This window comes from Paenibacillus sp. MAHUQ-63 (genome assembly GCF_028765165.1).
Classification (GTDB): domain Bacteria; phylum Bacillota; class Bacilli; order Paenibacillales; family NBRC-103111; genus Paenibacillus_E.
In genome coordinates this window covers 1,419,060-1,439,010 of sequence record NZ_JARADB010000003.1, presented here as the reverse complement: position 1 = coordinate 1,439,010, position 19,951 = coordinate 1,419,060, and the positions used below count along the sequence as shown (strand labels likewise).

The window sequence follows — 19,951 nt, the reverse complement described above, 5'->3', positions numbered from 1 at the left end:
TTATATCATTCGCAGCCTGCTCTCGATTTCAGAGGGTAGGCTTTTTTGATATATCCTGGAAACGAGCGGTTTGCCGGCGTGCGGGAATGACGATACTGTAGCCATCAGCATCAATTGGCAAAGTTGGGAGTCCGTGGCATGAGGGTTAAACAGCTATCTTTAAATGAAAAACGCCGTATGTTTCTAGTTCTTCTCACGATTGTGCTCCTGTTTGCGGGGATTGCCGGCAAGCTGTTCTGGATCCAGATTGCGGCAACGGAAAATTACAGCTCGCGGGGAGTGAATTTGCTCAAAAATTCGGTTGTCCAGAGACAGCGCGCGTTGGTGCTGGACAGCGGCAGAGGAGATATTCTCGATCGGAACTTGAGGCCGATGACGGGCGCTCAGGTTAAAGCGCTTGTCGTGTTCCCCATCCATGACGAGATGAGGCCGGATCCGCAGCAGGAAGCTCAATTGGTTCGGATCTTGCAGACGACAGGTAAGGCGTGGCATGCATTCATGCAAGACTTGACAGAACCGCAGGTGTGGAGCACGGCATTGGATGGGAAACCGGCTGCGTTAACGGACAGGCAAGAGGAGCAGATTCATGCGCTTGGCCTGCCGAACGTCAAGGTGGTGGAGATGGAGGATCGTTATCCGGCCGGCATGACGGCACGGCAGCTGATCGGGTTCGTCGGCCAAAACCCGGACCGTGTCATGAATTTGTACGGAGCAGATTTGGCAAAGGGCAAAGTTGCTCTGACAACGAAGATTGGCGGAGCAGGTCTGGAGAAAACGTTCGATTGGTGGCTGCGCGGCATCGGAGAGACTTCGATCTCTTATTTCATGGATGCCGGCAAGCGGCCTTTGGCCGGTCTCGATGCCCGCATGATCGCTCCGGATAACACATTTTATCCGGTTAAGCTGGTAACGACGCTGGATGCGGGCTTGCAGCGGCAGATCGAACAACTCATGGATCAGATGAATATCCGTGAGGGGGCTGCCGTTGTGCAGGCTGTGGAGCAAGGGGACGTTGTGGCGATGGCGAGCAGGCCTAATTACGACCAGACGGCTGTCGATCTGGCTAGCAATAGCTGGAGCAACTATGCGTTGAAAGCGACGGCACCGGGTTCTATTTTCAAAACAGTCGTGGCTGCCGCCGCCTTGGATCTCGGTGTTGTCAAGCCGGGGGAGACGTTTACCTGCAATGGAGCGCTCGGTAAATACGGATTTACGTGCTGGAGGAAGGACGGGCATGGCCCGTTAACGTTGGAGGAGGGCTTTGCGCAGTCCTGCAATATTGTATTCGCGAACGTGATGCAGCGGCTGACGCCTGCTCAGCTGGAAGCCTACGCGCACAAGCTGGGCGTGTTGGATGAGGTCGGTTGGAAGGGACAGACAGACGCGGAAACAATGCTCCGCCAGTTCGACAGCGAGGAGAGCGGGCAGCTGTTCGGCGCCCATACGCCGCACGATGACGAAGGGGTTCTGATGCAGACGGCTATCGGGCAGAGAGATGTCTTGATGACCCCGCTGCAAGCGTCTAATATGATCGTCACGCTGCTTCATGCGGGCAAGGGTTATTCCCCGAGAGTGGTGCAAGAGATCCGGTACCAAACGGACCGGGTCATGGAGAAGTTCCCGCCGCAGGCGCTAGCTTCGAGTGAAGGCCGGGTATCGGCCGCGACAAGCCGCACCCTGTTAAGCTGGATGAGAGAAGTCGTGACCGAAGGAACGGGACAAGGATTGAAGGGGGCGAAGTGGTCGTTGGCCGGCAAATCCGGAACCGCCCAAACGATGGCAGGCAAGCAAGAGAAGATCAACCAGTGGTTCATCGGATACGGCCCTGTGACAGCGCCGAAGTATGCCGTGTCCGTGGTCATTAAGAACACGGATCCATCCGAGAGCAACAAGGCCATACCGCTATTCAAAGGAATTATGGATATTCTCGCAGGTTCGTCAAGCGGCAGGCAGTGAGATCGTGACGCGCGTTCCTTGATCCGGCTGAGAGGTAACTTCAATAAGGCCGCCGAACGTCTTGATAATTCGGTACGAGACCATCATGCCAAGGCCCGTCCCTTTATCTTTCGTCGAGTAGAAGGGAGTTCCCAGACGGTTGATCTGCTCGGAGGTCATGCCGACCCCGCTATCTGTGATTTGCACGATAACCTTGGAGCCTTGCTTAAAGCCGGCAATTCGCAGTTGGCCGCCCTCCGGCATGGCTTCGATGCCGTTCTTCGTTAAATTGACGAGACATTGAATCAATTTCTCCTGATTGGCTTGTATGTTCAGCGATGGCTCCATGTCGATGGAGATTTCTACTCCGCGCATGGAAGCATACGGATGAATGAGATTGCTCAGTTTATTCGTCAGTTCGGATACGTTAAGCTGCACCAGCTTCTCGGCTTCCGGTTTGGCGAAAGATAAATAATCGGTAATAATGGCTTGGGCGCGGTCAATTTCCTTAATGACCATGGACGTGTAGATTTGCTTCTTCTCTTCGGTGACTTGGGATTGGCTGAGGATTTGCATAAAGCCGCGGGCAACCGTCATCGGGTTTCGAATTTCATGGGCGACAGAGGCAGCCAGTTCGCTTAAGACGTTCAGCTTCTCGGAGCGGTGGACTTCTTGGCGCATGGCGATATTTTCCTGGATACGGGCGATGAGAGAGGTCAGGAACCACATGGTAAAGAAATGTATGACACAGAACAGCAGGCCGTAAAGCAAGAAGGTGCCGTCCATCGCAACAAACGATGATATCCGGTCCAACATCGTTAAGCAAAAGGTAGCCAAAGCACTGACGCAGGCAAGCAAACTGGGAAACATGACTTTGGGGGTGAGATGCTTCCAATTGCTCAGCGCAATGAAAGCAAGAATGAAGGGAACGAGCAGGGCCGATAAAGTGAAACTCCAGATGAAAAGCGCTCCGTTCATGAAGTAGGAGAAGACGAGTATGGCCGCTGAGACGGCAAGCCCTGACCTGACGCCGCTATAAAGGAAAGCGATAAGCAACGGAATGATGCGCAGATCGAATTCGATGCCGGTGAATTTGAAAACCGGATGGGTCATACAAAAGATAGCGAGGACCGAGCTGATGACGAAGATGAGGACATCGCCGTATTTATAATAACGGTCCGTATTGTCAGGCCTGTCCAGCCAAAAAATGTGTGATAATACGATGGGGACGGTTAAAACAAGAATATTGAGCAGTAAATCGTCAATTACGTTCAAGGATCTCGCCTACTTAATAAAAATTTGATGGTAGCACGTTCTAATTCGACAGAAAATTAGAAATTCCTTTGATTTGCTTCCAAAATTTTGATGATTTTTGGCGAAAAAACGCCGTATGCACGTTGCGGCATAAGCCGGAATCCCGTACAATTCGAAGCATGGAAGTAAATTGCGAGCTCAGGAGATTACGACAATGACATATGCACCACTCCCATCTTCGATGGTCATTCTGGATCGGACGGACGAGACCGAATCTCGGTCCATCCGATATTCCTTTGCATTGGAGGAGCTGCTGTGCCGGTCGATCGGCCCGACAGCTCCTCCCATTCTGCACATATGGCGGCACCCAAGGGCGTTCGTCATGGGGTTAAGGGACAGCCGGCTGCCTGAAGCGGCACGAGCGAATTCTTGGTTATTGGAGCAGGGCTACGACACGGCGGTGCGAAACTCGGGAGGAGCGGCAGTTCCGCTGGACCTAGGCGTCGTGAATGTGTCGCTGCTGCTGCCCAAAGAAGCGGGAGATATGGAGCACCGCAAAGATTTTGAAGCAATGGCGGCTCTGATCCGCGAACTCATGGGTACGCTGACAGACCGGATCGATCAAGGTGAAGTGCTCGGATCGTTCTGCCCGGGGGAATTCGACTTATCGATTGGCGGGCGCAAGTTTTGCGGTATCGCGCAGCGCAGGCAGCAGCGTGCGATATCCGTGCAAGCCTTCATTATTGTGGAAGGCGAGGGGGAAGCGAAAGCAGCGCTTGCCAGAGGCTTCTATGAACGGGCAGCCGGGTCCGCATCCCCCGGCGATTATCCGTTAGTGGCCCCGGGGAGCATGGCCAGCTTGGCGGAGTGCCTGAATGTGCCGTTAACGTCAGCGGCATTCACCGCGCACTTGCATACGCTGATGGCCGCACGCGGATTGCTGGCCAAGCGTCCGGCGGACATACCGGGTTATCCGGACGAAGAGCAAATTGCAGCAATGATGGAACTGCTGAAAGACCGTTATGCGATTCCGAACAGTGGCACATTGTGATGCTTGGCAGGCAAACAGGGAGGCGTGGCGGCGTGTCGTAGGGCCGGCAGGTCACCGGAAGGCCGATGGGCAGAATGACTGGTGGACAGGCGTGACGGGTAGGCGGGGCGGCAGGCGGGCAGAGTGACTAGTGGATCAGGCATGGCGGGGAATAGGCAAACAGTGGGGCGTGACGGGTAGGCGGGCCAGTAGGCAGGCAGGTCACTGGAAGGCAGATGGGAAGAACGACTGGTGGCCAGGCATGGCGGGTAGGTAGACCAGTAGGCAGGAGACAGACTGACCGGAGGGAGTGGCAGGCTGGCTTGCATCGTTGGATGTGTCCTTACGAACACTATCCCGTTGGTTCAGGAATGGGCAGGCGAGGTACGCGCTCACGCTTATGGACATAGCAGCCCTTATTCGGCGAAAAGGGCTGTTTGGCAAATGTAACGGACACCAGTGTCCTTATTTGTCCGTTTTGCAACGTATTTCGGCATGAAATCGGGAAATAAGGTCATCCGTGTCCGTTAGAAACGGAACACGATGTCTTTCGTGAGAATAACGGTCGCTGTGTCCGTTAGAGAGGTCGAGGAAGTCTGCCCCTCATACAATTGGCAGACATTGTGGCGCAAGCGAGGAGCCGCGCCCCGCTAACGGACACAGCAGCCCTTATTCGGCGAAAAGGGCTGTTTGGCAAATGTAACGGACACCAGTGTCCTTATTTGTCCGTTTTGCACCCGATTTCGGCCTGAAATCGGGAAATAAGGTCATCCGTGTCCGTTAGAAACGGAACACGATGTCTTTCGTGAGAATACCGGTCGCTGTGTCCGTTAGAAAGGTCGAGGCAGTCTGCCCTTCATACAATTGGCAGACATTGTGGCGCAAGCGAGGAGCCGCGCCCCGCTAACGGACACAGCAGCCCTTATTCGGCGAAAAAGGGCTGTTTGGCAAATGTAACGGACACCAGTGTCCTTATTTGTCCGTTTTGCACCCGATTTCGGCCTGAAATCGGGAAATAAGGTCATTCGGGCCGAGGCCCTCCGGGCAAAGTCCAAAGGCCAGCCAAACGAATAAAAACCGTCAGGAATTAACTGAACCTCACATTGTGGGTGAATTTCAGATTCTTGACGGTTTTTTTTGCTGTGGCTACCCGAGAAAATAATGCAGCGCCGCGGCAAGCTCACCTTGCCAGAAGCCCCAAAGGTGCTTGCCCGGCTTCTCGAGGTAATGGAGAACAACGTTTTTGTTCTCGAGCTCCTCTTTGGCCAGCCGGTTTTCGCGGACGAAATCGAAAGTCCCTCGCTCTGTCTTTACGTCCGTTTCATCCAGACCGACTAGCATGTACAGCTCCAGCCAAGACAAGTCGTCCGCGGCTTTGATGCGTTCCCGCGTGATGTCGAAAAATGCGCCCGATAAGGATATAACACGGCAAAAAAGGCTAGGATAATCTAAGGCGAGATGCAAGGAAACGGTTCCTCCGAGAGAATCGCCTGCAACAATACGCTCCGATCGCTCTGTTCGGACCGGATAACGGCTCTCTATATAAGGGAGAAGCTCCTCGGCGAAGAAGCGGCAGTAAGTGTCATGTCGCTCTCCTTCCGGAGCATATTCCGATGTGCGGTGGAGGTTGTTGACGTCGACGCCTACTACGATAGCAGGCTCCAGGTCTTCATCCAAAATACAGCGTGTGATCGTTGTGGCAATGCGCCCGAAGTTGAAGAATTGCTCGCCATCCTGGCAATAAATGACGGGGTAGGACAGCAATTCGTTATAACCGGGAGGCAGGTAAATGCGAAGCGGGCGAGTTTCTTGAAGCAGGACAGAGGTGAGTTCATCCTTTATAATCGTTCTTTGATAGTAGCGGGAGTCATCCGACATAAGTAATTCTCCTTTATTTTATCTTTGGGCAAATATGGAACCGGAAGCGTATGTTGGAAGCGGTTTGGGTAAGGTGTATTATAGCAGTTGTGAATTTAATGTTAACTGTATTATATATTTTCCTAAACTGTACTATTCATTTCCGCTAAAAAAGGTCATATAACACAAGGATACTGGTGTACAATTCACGAAAACAGGTTTATAATAATACTATAACAGAAGTGAAGCTAGCAGGCATCAAAATCATATAAGAGGTGAAATGGTATGAGTAAGCCACTTGTCAGCCAAGCAAATTACGAAGTGACCACAGAGAAGGTTGAGCCTTTACAAGTACTGGCTCCAGACGGCACGATTGTAAATCCCGACAAAATGCCTAATCTTAGCGATGACCAATTGAAAGAATTAATGAGAAGAATGGTATTCACACGCGTATGGGACGAAAGAGCAGTTAACCTCGGCCGTCAAGGACGCCTTGGTTTCTATGCGCCGGTATCCGGCCAAGAAGCTTCCATGATCGGTAGTGAATTTGCTTTAAATAAAGATGATTTCATTTGCCCGGGTTACCGCGATATGCCGCAGCTCGTATGGCACGGACTGCCGCTTTATCAAGCGTTCCTGTATTCCCGCGGACATCAGCACGGCGGTCAAATTCCACAGGACGTTCACGTTCTTATGCCGCAAATCATCATCGGCGCGCAAGTTCTGCATGCAACCGGTGTAGCGATGGCATTCAAGAAGCGTAAAGAGCCGCGCGTAGCGATTACGTATACAGGTGACGGCGGAAGCTCCGAAGGCGATTTCTACGAAGGTTTGAACTTTGCGGGAGCGTTCAAGCTGCCTGCGATTTATTTCGTCCAAAACAACGGCTATGCCATTACAACGCCTTACGCGAAGCAAACAGGTGCTATGTCCGTAGCGCATAAAGCACTTGCAGCCGGTATCAAAGGCGTACAGGTTGACGGAATGGACGTTCTGGCGGTTGTTCAAGCTGTCACAGAAGCTGCCGAAAGAGGCCGCAAAGGCGAAGGCGCTACTTTGATCGAAGCGTTGACATACCGTTACCGTCCGCATTCCTTGGCGGATGACACGACGAAATACCGTACCAAAGACGAAGAGTCCAACTGGGAGCCTAAAGATCCGCTTACGCGCATGCGTATTTTCTTGACCAAGAAAGGTCTATGGAACGAAGAGATCGAGGCACAAGTGAAAGAAGAAGCGAAAGCAACGGTTGCTGAACACATCAAGAAAGCCGAGGAAACAGAGAAAATGACGATCCCGGGCTTGATCGATTCCATGTTCGAAGTCACACCGGCTCACCTAGAAGAACAGAAGCAAGCGTACAAATAAGTTTTAACGAAAACTCAGCTTAACCTTACGATGCAAGTTTTCTAACGAAAACAAGCATATGCTTACGAAGCCAGTTTTTCTGGCGAAAAACTCTTAGGAGGCACGAAGAAGTCATGGCACAAATGACGATGATTCAAGCGATTAAAGACGCGATGCGCGTTGAACTAGAAAGAGATCCAAATGTCGTATTGTTCGGTGAAGACGTGGGCCATGTCGGCGGCGTATTCCGTGCTACAGAAGGCTTACAAAAAGAATTCGGCGAAGACCGCGTCTTCGATACGCCTCTTGCCGAATCCGCAATCGGCGGTCTTGCCGTCGGTCTTGGCGTTCAAGGCTTCCGTCCGATCGCCGAGATTCAATTCGTAGGTTTCATCTACGAAGCGCTTGACCAAATCTGCGTGCAAGCAGCTCGTATGCGTTACCGCTCCGGCGGCCGTTACAACTCGCCGATCGTATTCCGTACGCCTTACGGCGGCGGCGTGAAAGCGGCTGAGCTTCACACGGATGCGCTTGAAGGCTTGCTCGTCCAGACGCCTGGTATCAAAGTAGTCGTCCCATCCAATCCTTATGATGCGAAGGGCTTGCTCATCTCCGCGATCCGCGATAATGACCCTGTCTTCTTCATGGAGCATCTGAACTTATACCGCGCATTCCGCGCAGAAGTACCTGAAGGCGAGTATACGGTTGAGCTTGGCAAAGCGAACGTCGTTCGCGAAGGCTCTGACGTAACGGTGATCACTTACGGAGCCATGGTTCATACTTCCGTGAAAGCCGCTGAAGAAATCGAGAAGACGCAAGGCGTGAAAGTGGAGGTTATCGACCTTCGCACGCTGCTTCCTCTGGATATCGACACGATCGTCGCTTCGATTAAGAAAACGAACCGTGCGATTATCGTTCAAGAAGCACAGAAAACTTCCGGTGTAGCTGCAGAAGTTATCGCGCAAATTAACGAGAAAGCCATTCTTCACCTGGAAGCTCCGGTATTGCGTATAGCGCCTCCGGATACCGTTTATCCGTTCGCTCAAATCGAAGATGCTTGGTTGCCAAGCCCAGCAAGCGTTATTGCTGGAATTAAACAAGTACTCGAATTCTAATTCTCACTCGAAGGTAACAGGAGGTTGTCCACGTGGCATTGTTTGAATACAAGTTCCCAGAGCTTGGTGAAGGCATACATGAAGGCGAGATCGTCAAGCTGCTCGTGAAAGCTGGCGACACGGTAACAGACGAAACGATTCTGATGGAAGTACAGAACGATAAAGCGGTCGTTGAAGTTCCTTGTCCGGTCGAAGGGAAAGTCGTAAGCGTCGCGGTCAAAGACGGACAAGTTTGTACGATCGGCGAACTCGTGATGACGATCGAAGTCACTGGCGAGATGCCGGCGGAATCCATGCATCACGCCAGCTCGAACCATGCTGCCCCTGCGGCGGCAGCGGTTCCTGCAGCTGCTGCTACAGCGGTAGCAACAGCACCGGCTCCAGCGGCAGCACCTGCTGCAGCCGCTCCGGCTCCGTCCGCGCCAAGCGGCGGCGCAGGCCGCGAAGTGCTTGCAACGCCTAGCGTGCGCAAGCTGGCAAGAGAGAAAGGCGTCGCCCTCGCAGAGGTGTCGCCGACTGGTAAGCACGGCCGCATTACACGCGAGGACGTCCTTGGCTTTACAGGAGCCGGCGCGGCGGCAGCTCCGGCGGCGGAAGCCCCGGCTGCAGCGGAAGCAGCTGGCAGCGCGGCACCTGCGGCTAGCACGCAGGTAGCGGCAGGCGATCGCGTCGAAGAGCGTATTCCGTTCAAAGGAATCCGCAAAGTCATCGCGAACGCTATGGTGAAATCCGTGTACACGGCACCGCACGTGACACTGATGGACGAAATCGACGTCAGCGCATTAGTAGCGCTGCGCGAGCGCACGAAGCCTCTTGCCGAGAAGAAAGGCGTGAAGCTGACGTACCTGCCTTTCATCGTGAAAGCCTTGGTTGCAGCATGCCGTCAATTCCCGGTTATGAACGCAATGATCGACGAAGAGAAGCAAGAGATCGTGTACAAAAAGTACTACAACATCGGTATCGCTACAGATACGGACAACGGCTTGCTCGTTCCTGTTATCCACGATGCTGACCGTAAGAACGTATGGTCCATCGCCTCCTCGATCAAAGACCTGGCGCTTCGCGGCCGCGAAGGCAAGCTGTCTCCGAACGAGATGAAGGGCGGTACAATCTCCATTACGAATATCGGTTCCGTAGGCGGTATGTTCTTCACACCGGTCATCAACTTCCCTGAAGTTGCGATCCTTGGCGCAGGACGCATCACCGAGAAACCGGTCGTTAAGAACGGCGAAATCGTGGCGGCATCCGTTATGGCTCTTTCCTTAAGCTTTGACCACCGCATTGTCGATGGAGCTACAGCACAAAGCTTCTTGAACTATATCAAACAGCTTCTGGCTGATCCAGAGCTTCTCGTCTTGGAGGTGTAACAGCATGGTAGTAGGAGATGCTTCTTTAGATATTGACTTGCTCGTCATCGGTGCGGGCCCGGGCGGTTACGTCGCGGCGATTCGCGCGGCCCAGCTCGGTCAAAGCGTACTGATCGTAGATAAATCGGATTGGGGCGGCGTCTGCTTGAACCGCGGATGCATCCCGTCCAAAGCGCTGATCTCTGCAGCTCATACGTATGAGCATGCTCAGCACGCAGATTCGATGGGCATTTCCGTAGAGAATGTCAAAGTCGATTTTGCTAAAGTACAAGCTTGGAAAAACAGCATTGTGGCCAAACAAACAGGTGGCGTAAGCTCCCTGCTGAAGGGCAATAAAGTGCAAATGTTCAAAGGCGAAGTGATGTTCATCAATGAGCACGAAGCGCGTGTGTTCAACGATGCGGAAGCGCCTCGCTACCGTTTCAAACATTGCATTATCGCAACGGGCTCACGTCCGATCGAATTGAAAGCATTCCCGTTCGGCGGCAGAATCATTTCTTCCACCGAGGCGCTGAACCTGCCTGAAATTCCGAAAAGCATGGTCGTTATCGGCGGCGGCTACATCGGGATCGAGCTGGGTCAAACCTATGCGAAATTCGGTACGAAAGTTACGGTACTGGAAGGTTCCGATCACGTTCTTCCTGGCTTCGAGAAAGAATTCACGAAGCTGGTAGCACGCAACCTGGACAAAGTCGGCGTTGAAGTGCATACGGAAGCGCTGGCGCAATCTTGCACCAAAACAGATAATGACGTAACAGTTACCTTCACGGTCAAAGGCGAAGAGAAGCAAGTAACGGCTGATTATGTGCTTGTAACGGTCGGCCGCCGCCCGAACACGGATGGCGAGCTTGGCTTGGATCTGATCAACTTGAAAATGACGGATCGCGGTCTGATCGAAGTGGATAACCAAGGCAGAACGAGCATCCCGCACATTTTCGCTATCGGCGACGTTGTCCCTGGCTTGGCTCTTGCGCACAAAGCTTCTTATGAAGCTAAAGTTGCGGCAGAAGCGATCGCGGGTCACTCCAGCGTCGTCGATTACAAAGCAATTCCAGCTGTCGTCTTCTCCGATCCGGAAATTGCCGGTGTCGGCTTGAGCGAGACAGAGGCGAAAGCGCAAGGCATTGAGGTGGCGATCGGGAAATTCCCTTACGGCGCTAACGGCCGCGCCAACTCTTTGAACGCCAGCCAAGGCTTCGTGAAGCTGGTTGCCGATAAAGCGACAGGCACGCTGCTGGGAGGTCAAATCGTTGGTCCGGAAGCCTCGAACTTGATCGGAGAGCTAGCTCTTGCAGTTGAGATGGGCGCTAACCTGGAAGACATCGCGCTTACGATTCACGCACATCCGACATTAACGGAAATGATCATGGACGCAGCCGAAGGTGCGCTGGGTCATCCGATTCACACGTTGAAATAAGCCTCATTAACGGTATCTCCATACCTTTAGATAAAAAGTCCCGAGAGTCGGCGGAAGCCGCTCTACGGGACTCTTTTATTTGCTAACCGTGCCGGCGGGCGAAGTCATTCATGAATTCAGCCAGCGCCAGGCAAGCCTCATAAGTGACCGCATTGTACGCCGAAGCGCGCAGTCCGCCGACGCTGCGGTGACCTGCCAAACCTTCAAATCCGGCTAACACGGATTCCGCAATGAACGCACGTTCCAATTCCTCAGTTGCCATCCGCCAGGTCATATTCATCGATGAGCGGTATTCGGCTTCGATTACACCTTGATAGAAACCATCGCTTCGATCTATAGCATCATAAACCAGCTGTGATTTGCGCTGATTGTGCCGCTCAATTTGTTCCACACCGCCTTGCTGATGCGTCCATTTGAGCACCAGATTCATCATATAGATCGCGTGAACGGGCGGCGTATTGAACAACGATTTATTCGCGGCAAAGGTGGAATAACGCATAATTTCCGGTATCCGGGCGGAGGCTGTTTCCAACCAGGCATCGCGCACGATGACCGCAGTGACGCCGGCAGGTCCGAGATTTTTTTGGGCACCGGCATACATCAAGTCGAACTTCTCCAAATCGAGCCTCCTGCTCAAGATTTCACTTGTCACATCGGCTACTAGCGGGGTACCCCCGGTATCCGGTATTTGTGTAAAACAAGAACCCTCGATCGTATTGTTCATCGTGATATGCAGATAAGCGGGATCGCCGCGGAGATCGTCCTTGCCTACCGCAGGAACGGTGCGCCAACCCTGCTCCTTCGTGCTGGCTGCAATATGCGTATGTCCGATATAGCCGGCTTCCTTATAGGCTTTCTCCGCAAAGCTCCCCGTCAATACATAGTTGGCCGTCTGCCCGGGAGCCAGGAAATTCATCGGCAGCAGCGCGAATTGCGTGCTGGCTCCGCCTCCCATGAAGAGCACCTCATACGAGTCCGGCAGCGCGAGCAAAGTTCGCAGCAGGTTCCGGGTTTCTTCGCTTAGCTCCTCGACTGTGCGGCTGCGGTGCGACATTTCGAGCAAGGAGATCCCTTGGCGCTCATGGTCGACGAAACGCTCTTGAGCTTCCTCCAGCACCTCTAGCGGCAGCGCGGCCGGACCCGGGTTAAAATTGTACTTGCGTGTTGACATGTGGCATTCCTCCCGATAATTGGATGTGCAAACAACAAAAAACGCTCCTCATCCGATTGGGACGAGGAGCGTTAGCTCGCGGTGCCACCCAATTTAAGAAGTGCCTTGCGGCTGCTTCTCCACTTGGTTCCGCGGTAACGGGCGGTGCCGGTTAACTTAGGTCAGCCTTCTCAGGCCTGCTTGGCGATAACGCCTCGGAGTTGGATTCTCTTCATTGGCATAATCGAATATGGAAGTTGACTCTAACTATATGCCTGTTAACCGCAAAGGTCAATACTTTTTCTGGAAGCCGATTATTTTACGGTCTTATTATAGGCTGCAAGCTTCTCGGCAATGCTTTTGGAGGCTGCATCCAGCGCGTCCTTCGGCGCCTTCTTGCCAGTGAGCGCTTCTTCGATCGCCGTCTCTACGATTTGGCGGGCTTCCGGGAATACGCCCATGACAGCGCCTTGCGTAGCTTTATTCGCTTTGGTGTTATGAAGCTGGTCGATGGCGGTCTTGAACTGCGGATATTTCGTAAGATTGTCTTTGACCAATTGCTCATCATACGCTATTTTCGTAATCGGGAAGTAGCCTGTGTTGACATGCCACCATGCCTGCGTTTGCGGATTGGTCAGGAATTTGATGAACTCCCAAGCGCCTTGCTGCTCCGCTTCGGATTTGTTGTTCAGAATGTAGAGGCTTGCTCCTCCGACAACCACACCGCCGTCTTTGGCGTCTGCCGGTCTAGGCAGGATGCTTGTTCCAACTTGGAATTTGCCCTCTGCACTTGTTACGATACCGCGCAAGGAAGCTGTGGAATCGAGCGTCATCGCGATTTGCCCCGCAGCGAAAGCTTTTTTGGTATCGTCGGTTTTGCGGCCGAGGTTTTGCATGGACTTATTGTCCACCATTTGTTTCCACCATGTCAAAGTTTTGACGCCTGCGTCATTGTTGACAAGAGCTTCGGTTGCAGGGGAGGTGCGGCCGTTGCCGTTGTTCAGGAATTCTGCGCCTTGTCCGGCAAAGAACTGCTCCATGAACCATCCGTAGATGGCGAACGAACCGCCTGCTTTGCCGTCTTTGCTGAGCGCTTGCGCTGCTTGGGCCACTTCCTCATACGTAGTTGGCGGCTTCTCCGGATCGAGACCGGCAGCTTTGAACATGTCTTTGTTATAATACAGGATCGGATTGGACGTGTTAAAAGGCATGGAATACAATTTGTCGTCAAATTTATAGTAGTTCAAAATGTTTTCTTCCAGCTGGGAAAGATCGAATTTATCGCTGTCAACGAATTTCTGAACCGGCGTAATCGCTTTGGAATCGATCATGAAACGGGAACCGATCTCGTACACTTGAATAAGGGACGGACCGCTCTTCGTATCCATCGAAGCTTTCATTTTGTTCAAGCTTTCATCGTAAGTGCCTTGGAAAACAGCCTCAACCTTCACTTTGCTCTGCGAGGCATTGAAATCGGCCACAAGCTTATCGACGGCTTGACCGAGCTCACCGCTCATGGAGTGCCACCAAATGACTTTCACGGGCTCAGACGTTTTGGCAGGTGCAGTTGATGCAGCCGCTGACGGACTGGCAGCTGCCGTGGAGCCGGAGGATGCAACTTCGGCTTTGCCGCAAGCGCTGGTCAGCATCATCATGAAGGCAGTCATGGCGAGTGCGGATGTTCTTATGTTTACGTATTTCATGTGTTTGTTTCTCTCCCTTTTTTAATTTAGATATATGGAATTCCGCCTTGGCCGTTAGAGCCAAAGCAGAGCAGCCAACAAAGATTAACCTTTCACGCTGCCGGCGGTAAGTCCGCGGACGAGCTGCTTTAACCCGAGCACGAGCAGGATGAGAGAAGGCAGGAGAACGATTGTGGCGCCTGCCAGAACGAGGTTCCATACGGTGAGCTCCTCGAATTGCAGCATGGCGATGCCGATTTGCGCGGTGCGCATGTCTTCACTGTTCGTAATGAGCAGCGGCCACAAGTACATGTTCCAGGCGTTCAAGAACGCATAGACAGCCAGTGTAGCGAGTGCAGGCCGGCCCAGCGGCAGCACGATGCGCCAGAAGATGCGGATATGGCCGCAGCCGTCGATGCGCGCCGCTTCGAACAGCTCCTTCGGCAGCTGCAGGAAAAATTGGCGCAGCAGGAACGTGCCGAAAGCCGTCGCCAGGAACGGGACGGTCAACCCTTGCAGGCTGTCGAGCCAGTCCCATTTCTTGACGGTCAAATAGTTAGGGATAATTGTAACTTCCCAAGGAATCATCATCGTAGCCATGAACAGGGCGAAGACCGCAGCCTTCCCTTTAAAACGGATATTCGCAAATGCGTAAGCGGCCATCGCGGACGTTATGAGCTGACCTACCATGATGATGATCGAGACGATCAGACTGTTGGTCACAAACTTGGCGATCGGCACGAGATCGAAGACGGCTTGAATGCTTCCCAGGTAGAAGCTGCCGGGGAGCATATGCGGCGGATAAGCCGAAGCTTCCTCGGGCGTCATGAGCGCAGACGCAAACGTGTAGAAAATCGGATACAGCACAAGCGCGGCGGCAATGACCAGCAGGGCATAGACGAAAGTATTTTGCAGATGTCGGTTCATTGATAGTGAACATTCCTTTCGAATACTTTGAATTGCAGCAAGGTGAGCAGCAAAATAATGGTGAAGAGCACCAGCGCCTGGGCGCTTCCGATGCCGAAACGGAAATTGATGAAAGCGTCTTGGTACAGCGTGTAAACGAGAACGTCCGTCGTGTTGACCGGTCCGCCCTTGGTCAGAATATGAATCTGTCCGAAGGACTGGAAAGCGCCGATGATCGAGACGATGGTGACGAAGAATAGGGTTGGAGACAGCAGCGGCATCACGATTTGAACGAAGGTTCTGATCGGTCCGGAACCATCGATTAAGGCGCTGTCGTAGATGTCGTCCGGAATGCCTTGAAGTCCGCTGAACAGGACGATGTAATTGAAGCCCAGATTCATCCACACGGTCATCAAGGAGACGGAGAGCAGCGCCCATCTCGGATCGGTCAGCCAGGCGACTGGCTCCAAGCCGGCAGCTTGCAGGAGATAGTTCAGCATCCCGACGCTGGGATGGAACAGCATCATCCAGATGACGGAGGATGTCCCGACAGAGAGGACAACCGGCAGCGAGAATACGAATTGAAAGAAACGCATGCCTTTCAGATGATTGTGCGTAAGTGCGGCGAGCAGCAGGGCTAGAAGGATACTGGCCGGCACGGTCAGTAAGGTGAATTGGCCTGTCACTTTCAAGCTTTGATAGAAGCGCTCGGAAGTGAAGATGGCAATGAAATTGTCAAAGCCTACATAATCGGCTACGCGGCCTCTGGGATCCGTCTCGTGCATGCTGAGATAGACGGTTTGCAGCAAGGGGTAAAACAAGAATATGCCGAACAAGACAAGCGACGGCAGCAAGAAAACATAGCCTAGCAGCGTCTCCGCCCATCGTGCGGACAGAAGGGTACGAGGGGGAAGCCCTGCTTTAACGTTGATTGGCTTAGCGGAAGATGCAGCCGTTGGAAACGGTACATCGCGATCTATCGTACTCATGACATCGTTCCTCCATGAAAGTTAGTAACTGGCCTGTACCTGATCTAGCTTAGCCGCGGCTTATTTGACCAATGTTAAATACAGTTAAATGATTTGTGAATTTTCCTTGCGGATTTACGTAACCTTTACGCTTGTCTACTGGGCAAGCGCTGAGTGATGGAGCTATAATTTGGTCATGAAACCGATGAATAGATGGGAGAGAACGATATGACAGCAAGTAAACCTATTGTGATCGGCCACCGCGGAGCGGCCGGGGAAGCGCCTGAAAATACGTTAGGATCTTTCGCTCTCGCTTTCGAGCAAGGGGCGGACGGCATCGAACTTGATGTTCATCTCACATTGGATGGCGAGATTGCTGTGTGCCATGATTTTACGCTGGACCGAACAACGAACGGCTCCGGACTTATTGGCGAGCACAGCTGGGATTATATCAAAGGACTGGATGCCGGATTCTGGTTCTCCGAAGCGTTCACCGGGGAGCGGGTGCCGCTGCTGCGGGACGTGTTCGACCTCGTGCCGCGCGGCCGTCTGATCAATGTGGAAGTGAAGCATGCCTATGCAGGGCGGATGGAGAAGTCTTTGCTCGCTTTTCTACGTGAGAGCGGACGTATGGAGGATGTGGTCATCTCCTCGTTCGATCATAAAGTGATCCGCCGGATCAAGCTGGCGGAGCCTGCCGTCAAAGTCGGCCTGCTGTATGCAGCCGATTTGATCAATCACGCGGCCTATGCGGAGCAAATGGGAGTGGAGGTGCATTCTTTGCACCCGAGCCACCACCATTTCGAGAAAGAGGATGCCGAGTTGGCGTCATCCGCGGGACTTGCGGTGTATCCTTATACAGCGAATGATGTCCGCGACTTCCAACGGCTGATCGACACCGGTGTGACAGGGATTATTACAGATTTTCCGGCGAAGCTGCGGAAGGTGTTGGGCGTGTAAGTCGAGTCGGTACGGATGTGCTCGCGAGGCCTGCTCACCGGTCGCCTGTTTTCCTGTGGGAGTTCGTCTCCATCTACAGGTGCCTAGATCCGTCCGCCATGGTAAAATATGGACAGATCCAGTCGAAAGGGGAAACGTGAACACGGATGAGCACAAACCGTCTAACTCAAATCGCACAAATTTCCGTTCATGCGGGGGACATCGACAGAGCCGTAGTTTTTTATCGCGACACCTTGGGGATGAAATTCCTGTTCCAAGCGGGACAGATGGCTTTCTTCGATTGCGGCGGCATCCGCTTGATGCTGAGTCTCCCGGAGAAAGCTGAATTCAACCACCCGGGTTCGGTGATTTACTACAAAGTCGACGACATCAAGAGCGTATATGAGACCTTCATGGACCGAGGCGTTGCGTTCGTAGGCGAACCGCATCAAGTGGCCGACATGGGAAGCTTCGATCTCTGGATGGCTTTCTTCCAGGATTCGGAAGGCAACACTTTGGCTTTAACCAGTGAAGTTTCGAAATAACATATGCATTTGACGACTAGACCGCTGCAGCCCGTGCCGCGGTCTATTTTGTGGAGACTGCGATGGGAGGTGAAGGAAGGGAGAGGAAGGGGAAACGCAAGCTGGCACTCGCACCGCAGACAGTACTAAGTAAAGTTAGTACTATCACAACGGCGGCAGATGAATACAATGGAATTATGACCTGGTATTAAGAGAAGCCCAAATAAACTTCGTGTTTTATGCCGGATTTCCAGTATCGCCATGCGAACGCTTAGGAGGAGTCACCATGATCAAATGGTTGTTTATTACGCTGCTAAGGCTGCTGCTTCCGCTGCTGCGCCCCGTTGTTCTTGCCAGCTTTCGAGTCCAAGTGAAAGGAATGGAACGGCTTGTTTTGTCGGAGAAAACGGTGCTCGTGCCGAATCACGTTTCCTTGCTGGATGCGGCGCTGCTTGCGCTGATCCTGCCGAAGGAAGTGGCTTTCGTGGTGAACACGCGAATCGCCAAGCGGTTTGCTTGGCTGCTTCACTTCCGGGCGCACATTCCGGTGGATCCGCTGAACCCCTACTCCGTACGCAAAATGCTCAAAACCGTGCAAAGCGGAACGCCGCTTGTCATCTTCCCGGAGGGGCGCATTACCACGACAGGCGGCATGATGAAGCTCTACGGCGGCATCGGTTACATCGCGGTGAGGTCTCAGGCCCGTATGGTGCCGGTGGCCTTGAACGGTCTGGAGCATTCCAAGCTTTCCTACCTCCGCGGCAAAATCAAGCAGATCTGGTTTCCGGCGGTAACCATTTCAATCGGCGAAGCGTTTCAAGTGGCTGTGGACGAGAAACTCACGCGGAGAGCGCAGAAGGAGCGGGCCACGGACGAGATCGGCAGCCGCATGCAGAGCCATCTGCTGGACAGCCGGATGAAGCCGCAGATCAACTTATTTAATGAGCTGCTCCTTGCGGCCCGGCAGCATGGCTACGGGACGATCATTTGCGAAGATGTGATGGCCGATGCAGCGTTATCCTACCGCAAGCTGCTGCTGTCCACTTATACAATCGCTCGCCGATTGGAGCAGGAGCTGTCCGGACAGAAGCGCGCAGCCGTGCTCCTGCCGAATGCAGCGGCGCATGCCGTTACGCTGTTCGCGCTATTCCGCCTGGGCATTACGCCGGCGATCCTGAATTACTCCGCCGGGAAGCAGGCGATGCTGGATGCTTGCGAAACCGCGTCTGCAACGACGATTATTACGTCCAGAGCCTTCGTGGAGAAGGCGGATCTCGCCGGTTTCATCGAAGGAGCAGGCAGCTTGCATACGATCATTTATCTGGAAGATATGAAAACGACCATTGGTTTTGCTCATAAATGGCGCGGACTCCTCGATTGGATACGGAAGACGGAGGGGCCTGTCGGGCAAGACGCGAACGAAGTCGTCCTCTTCACTTCGGGCAGTGAAAGTAAACCGAAGGGAGTTGTGCTGACTCACCGCAACATTTATGCCAACATTCAGCAGGCTAAAGTCGCGATCGCCTTCAATGCGTCCGACGTTGTGCTCGGCGCGATGCCGATGTTTCATTCGTTCGGCTTGACAGCCGGTACGATGCTGCCAATCTTATCGGGCATGAAAGTGGTCATGTACCCGAATCCGCTCCATTACAAGGTTATACCTGAGATCGTCTATGATCGGAACATTACGATTTTATTCGGTACGTCAACGTTTCTGGCGGCTTATGCGAGAACGGCGCATGCTTATGATTTCGCCTGTGCGCTCAAATACGTAGTGGCCGGCGCCGAGAAGCTGAAGGAAGAAGTGAGGCAAACGTGGGCGGATAAGTTCGGTATCCGGATTCTTGAAGGGTACGGAACGACGGAAACGGCGCCGGTCATTTCGCTGAATACGCCGATGTATGTGCGGAAAGGAACTGTTGGCCGGGTGCTGCCGGGAATGCAGATCCGGATCGAGAAGGTGGATGGAATTGAGAAGGGCGGCCATTTGCTGGTGAAGGGCCCGAATGTTATGAAAGGGTATCTGATCCATGGCCAGGGCTTCGTCCCTTGCCCGGAATGGTACAGCTGCGGCGATGTCGTTCAGATGGATAGCGAGGGATTCTTGACGATCCAGGCGAGATTGCAGTCTTTCGCCAAAATCGGCGGCGAGAAAGTATCGCTGCCGATGGTTGAAGAGCTGGTCGCCGCTAGCTTGCCGCCCCATGCGCTGTGCGCTGCGATCGCGGTGCCGGATACGCGCAAGGGGGAGCGGATCGTTGTCTATCATAACAATCCGAGCGTCCAACTGCATGCGCTTAGAGAAGCGATGAAGGGGCAGGGGCATCCATCGATCTATATGCCTTCGGAGCTTCGCTTCGTGGAACAATTGCCGCTGCTCGGCAGCGGCAAAATCGACTATGTGACGATCAAGCGGCGTGCTCTGCAGGATCCTCACGCATCTTAAGGGAGCGAACCCAA

General features: G+C 53.2%; 15 protein-coding genes. 9 read left to right on the top strand and 6 right to left on the bottom strand.

What is annotated here, in order from left to right:
- The first annotated feature begins 138 nt into the window (after positions 1–138).
- On the top strand, positions 139–1,956 hold the full coding sequence (locus PUT07_RS22130; RefSeq protein WP_274470627.1) for a peptidoglycan D,D-transpeptidase FtsI family protein: 1,818 nt from the start codon (positions 139–141) through the stop codon (positions 1,954–1,956).
- Here PUT07_RS22130 and PUT07_RS22125 read toward each other — a convergent pair.
- Positions 1,939–3,210 (bottom strand): ATP-binding protein, encoded by a 1,272-nt coding sequence (locus tag PUT07_RS22125; RefSeq protein ID WP_274470626.1) that lies wholly within the window; start codon positions 3,208–3,210, stop codon positions 1,939–1,941. The genes PUT07_RS22130 and PUT07_RS22125 overlap by 18 nt on opposite strands.
- A gap of 193 nt (positions 3,211–3,403) precedes the next feature.
- Between PUT07_RS22125 and PUT07_RS22120 the strand changes: the two genes are divergently transcribed.
- A complete protein-coding gene (locus PUT07_RS22120) occupies positions 3,404–4,240 on the top strand; it encodes a lipoate--protein ligase family protein (RefSeq protein ID WP_274470625.1) in 837 nt (278 codons plus the stop codon).
- Positions 4,241–5,365: 1,125 nt separating this feature from the next.
- Here the strand turns inward: PUT07_RS22120 and PUT07_RS22115 are convergent.
- Positions 5,366–6,097: an alpha/beta hydrolase gene (locus tag PUT07_RS22115; protein ID WP_274470624.1), complete on the bottom strand. Its 732-nt coding sequence runs from the start codon at positions 6,095–6,097 to the stop codon at positions 5,366–5,368.
- Between the two features lie 264 nt (positions 6,098–6,361).
- Between PUT07_RS22115 and pdhA the strand changes: the two genes are divergently transcribed.
- From pdhA to lpdA, 4 genes are all read left to right on the top strand, one after another.
- A complete protein-coding gene (pdhA, locus tag PUT07_RS22110; RefSeq protein ID WP_274470623.1) occupies positions 6,362–7,444 on the top strand; it encodes a pyruvate dehydrogenase (acetyl-transferring) E1 component subunit alpha in 1,083 nt (360 codons plus the stop codon).
- Between the two features lie 113 nt (positions 7,445–7,557).
- Entirely contained in the window at positions 7,558–8,538 is a 981-nt protein-coding gene (locus tag PUT07_RS22105) for an alpha-ketoacid dehydrogenase subunit beta (RefSeq protein ID WP_274470622.1), read from the top strand.
- A 32-nt stretch (positions 8,539–8,570) separates the two neighbouring features.
- Complete coding sequence (locus PUT07_RS22100; RefSeq protein WP_274470621.1) at positions 8,571–9,905, top strand: dihydrolipoamide acetyltransferase family protein; 1,335 nt, start codon at positions 8,571–8,573, stop codon at positions 9,903–9,905.
- Between the two features lie 4 nt (positions 9,906–9,909).
- Positions 9,910–11,322 (top strand): dihydrolipoyl dehydrogenase, encoded by a 1,413-nt coding sequence (gene lpdA / locus PUT07_RS22095; protein WP_274470620.1) that lies wholly within the window; start codon positions 9,910–9,912, stop codon positions 11,320–11,322.
- A gap of 82 nt (positions 11,323–11,404) precedes the next feature.
- Here lpdA and serC read toward each other — a convergent pair whose 3' ends face one another.
- From serC to PUT07_RS22075, 4 genes are all read right to left on the bottom strand, one after another.
- Positions 11,405–12,493 carry a 3-phosphoserine/phosphohydroxythreonine transaminase gene (serC, locus tag PUT07_RS22090; RefSeq protein WP_274470619.1) on the bottom strand — a complete coding sequence of 363 codons (1,089 nt, stop codon included), beginning with the start codon at positions 12,491–12,493 and terminating at the stop codon, positions 11,405–11,407.
- A 293-nt stretch (positions 12,494–12,786) separates the two neighbouring features.
- Positions 12,787–14,175, bottom strand: a complete 1,389-nt coding sequence (locus tag PUT07_RS22085) for an ABC transporter substrate-binding protein (RefSeq protein WP_274470618.1) — start codon at positions 14,173–14,175, stop codon at positions 12,787–12,789.
- An 84-nt stretch (positions 14,176–14,259) separates the two neighbouring features.
- Positions 14,260–15,081 (bottom strand): carbohydrate ABC transporter permease, encoded by an 822-nt coding sequence (locus PUT07_RS22080; protein WP_274470617.1) that lies wholly within the window; start codon positions 15,079–15,081, stop codon positions 14,260–14,262.
- Positions 15,078–16,049, bottom strand: a complete 972-nt coding sequence (locus PUT07_RS22075; protein ID WP_274470616.1) for a carbohydrate ABC transporter permease — start codon at positions 16,047–16,049, stop codon at positions 15,078–15,080. The genes PUT07_RS22080 and PUT07_RS22075 overlap by 4 nt, the downstream gene beginning before the upstream one ends.
- A gap of 207 nt (positions 16,050–16,256) precedes the next feature.
- On the opposite strand from PUT07_RS22075, the gene PUT07_RS22070 reads away from it, so the two are divergent.
- The 3 genes from PUT07_RS22070 (at position 16,257) to PUT07_RS22060 (ending at position 19,937) form a co-directional block, all read left to right on the top strand.
- A complete protein-coding gene (locus PUT07_RS22070; RefSeq protein WP_274470615.1) occupies positions 16,257–16,988 on the top strand; it encodes a glycerophosphodiester phosphodiesterase in 732 nt (243 codons plus the stop codon).
- 146 nt (positions 16,989–17,134) lie between these two features.
- A complete protein-coding gene (locus tag PUT07_RS22065; RefSeq protein WP_274470614.1) occupies positions 17,135–17,512 on the top strand; it encodes a VOC family protein in 378 nt (125 codons plus the stop codon).
- Positions 17,513–17,777: 265 nt separating this feature from the next.
- Positions 17,778–19,937, top strand: coding sequence for an AMP-binding protein (locus tag PUT07_RS22060; protein WP_274470613.1), 2,160 nt, complete (start codon positions 17,778–17,780; stop codon positions 19,935–19,937).
- Positions 19,938–19,951: the final 14 nt, after the last annotated feature.

Bases quoted from the DNA above. Each gene is read 5' to 3' on its own strand.
- PUT07_RS22085 (WP_274470618.1), bottom strand. From the start codon at position 14,175: ATGAAATACGTAAACATAAGAACATCCGCACTCGCCATGACTGCCTTC.
- PUT07_RS22065 (WP_274470614.1), top strand. From the start codon at position 17,135: ATGAGCACAAACCGTCTAACTCAAATCGCACAAATTTCCGTTCATGCG.
- lpdA (WP_274470620.1), top strand. From the start codon at position 9,910: ATGGTAGTAGGAGATGCTTCTTTAGATATTGACTTGCTCGTCATCGGT.
- serC (WP_274470619.1), bottom strand. From the start codon at position 12,493: ATGTCAACACGCAAGTACAATTTTAACCCGGGTCCGGCCGCGCTGCCG.
- PUT07_RS22105 (WP_274470622.1), top strand. From the start codon at position 7,558: ATGGCACAAATGACGATGATTCAAGCGATTAAAGACGCGATGCGCGTT.
- PUT07_RS22070 (WP_274470615.1), top strand. From the start codon at position 16,257: ATGACAGCAAGTAAACCTATTGTGATCGGCCACCGCGGAGCGGCCGGG.
- pdhA (WP_274470623.1), top strand. From the start codon at position 6,362: ATGAGTAAGCCACTTGTCAGCCAAGCAAATTACGAAGTGACCACAGAG.
- PUT07_RS22075 (WP_274470616.1), bottom strand. From the start codon at position 16,049: ATGAGTACGATAGATCGCGATGTACCGTTTCCAACGGCTGCATCTTCC.
- PUT07_RS22060 (WP_274470613.1), top strand. From the start codon at position 17,778: ATGATCAAATGGTTGTTTATTACGCTGCTAAGGCTGCTGCTTCCGCTG.
- PUT07_RS22115 (WP_274470624.1), bottom strand. From the start codon at position 6,097: ATGTCGGATGACTCCCGCTACTATCAAAGAACGATTATAAAGGATGAA.
- PUT07_RS22080 (WP_274470617.1), bottom strand. From the start codon at position 15,081: ATGAACCGACATCTGCAAAATACTTTCGTCTATGCCCTGCTGGTCATT.
- PUT07_RS22120 (WP_274470625.1), top strand. From the start codon at position 3,404: ATGACATATGCACCACTCCCATCTTCGATGGTCATTCTGGATCGGACG.
- PUT07_RS22130 (WP_274470627.1), top strand. From the start codon at position 139: ATGAGGGTTAAACAGCTATCTTTAAATGAAAAACGCCGTATGTTTCTA.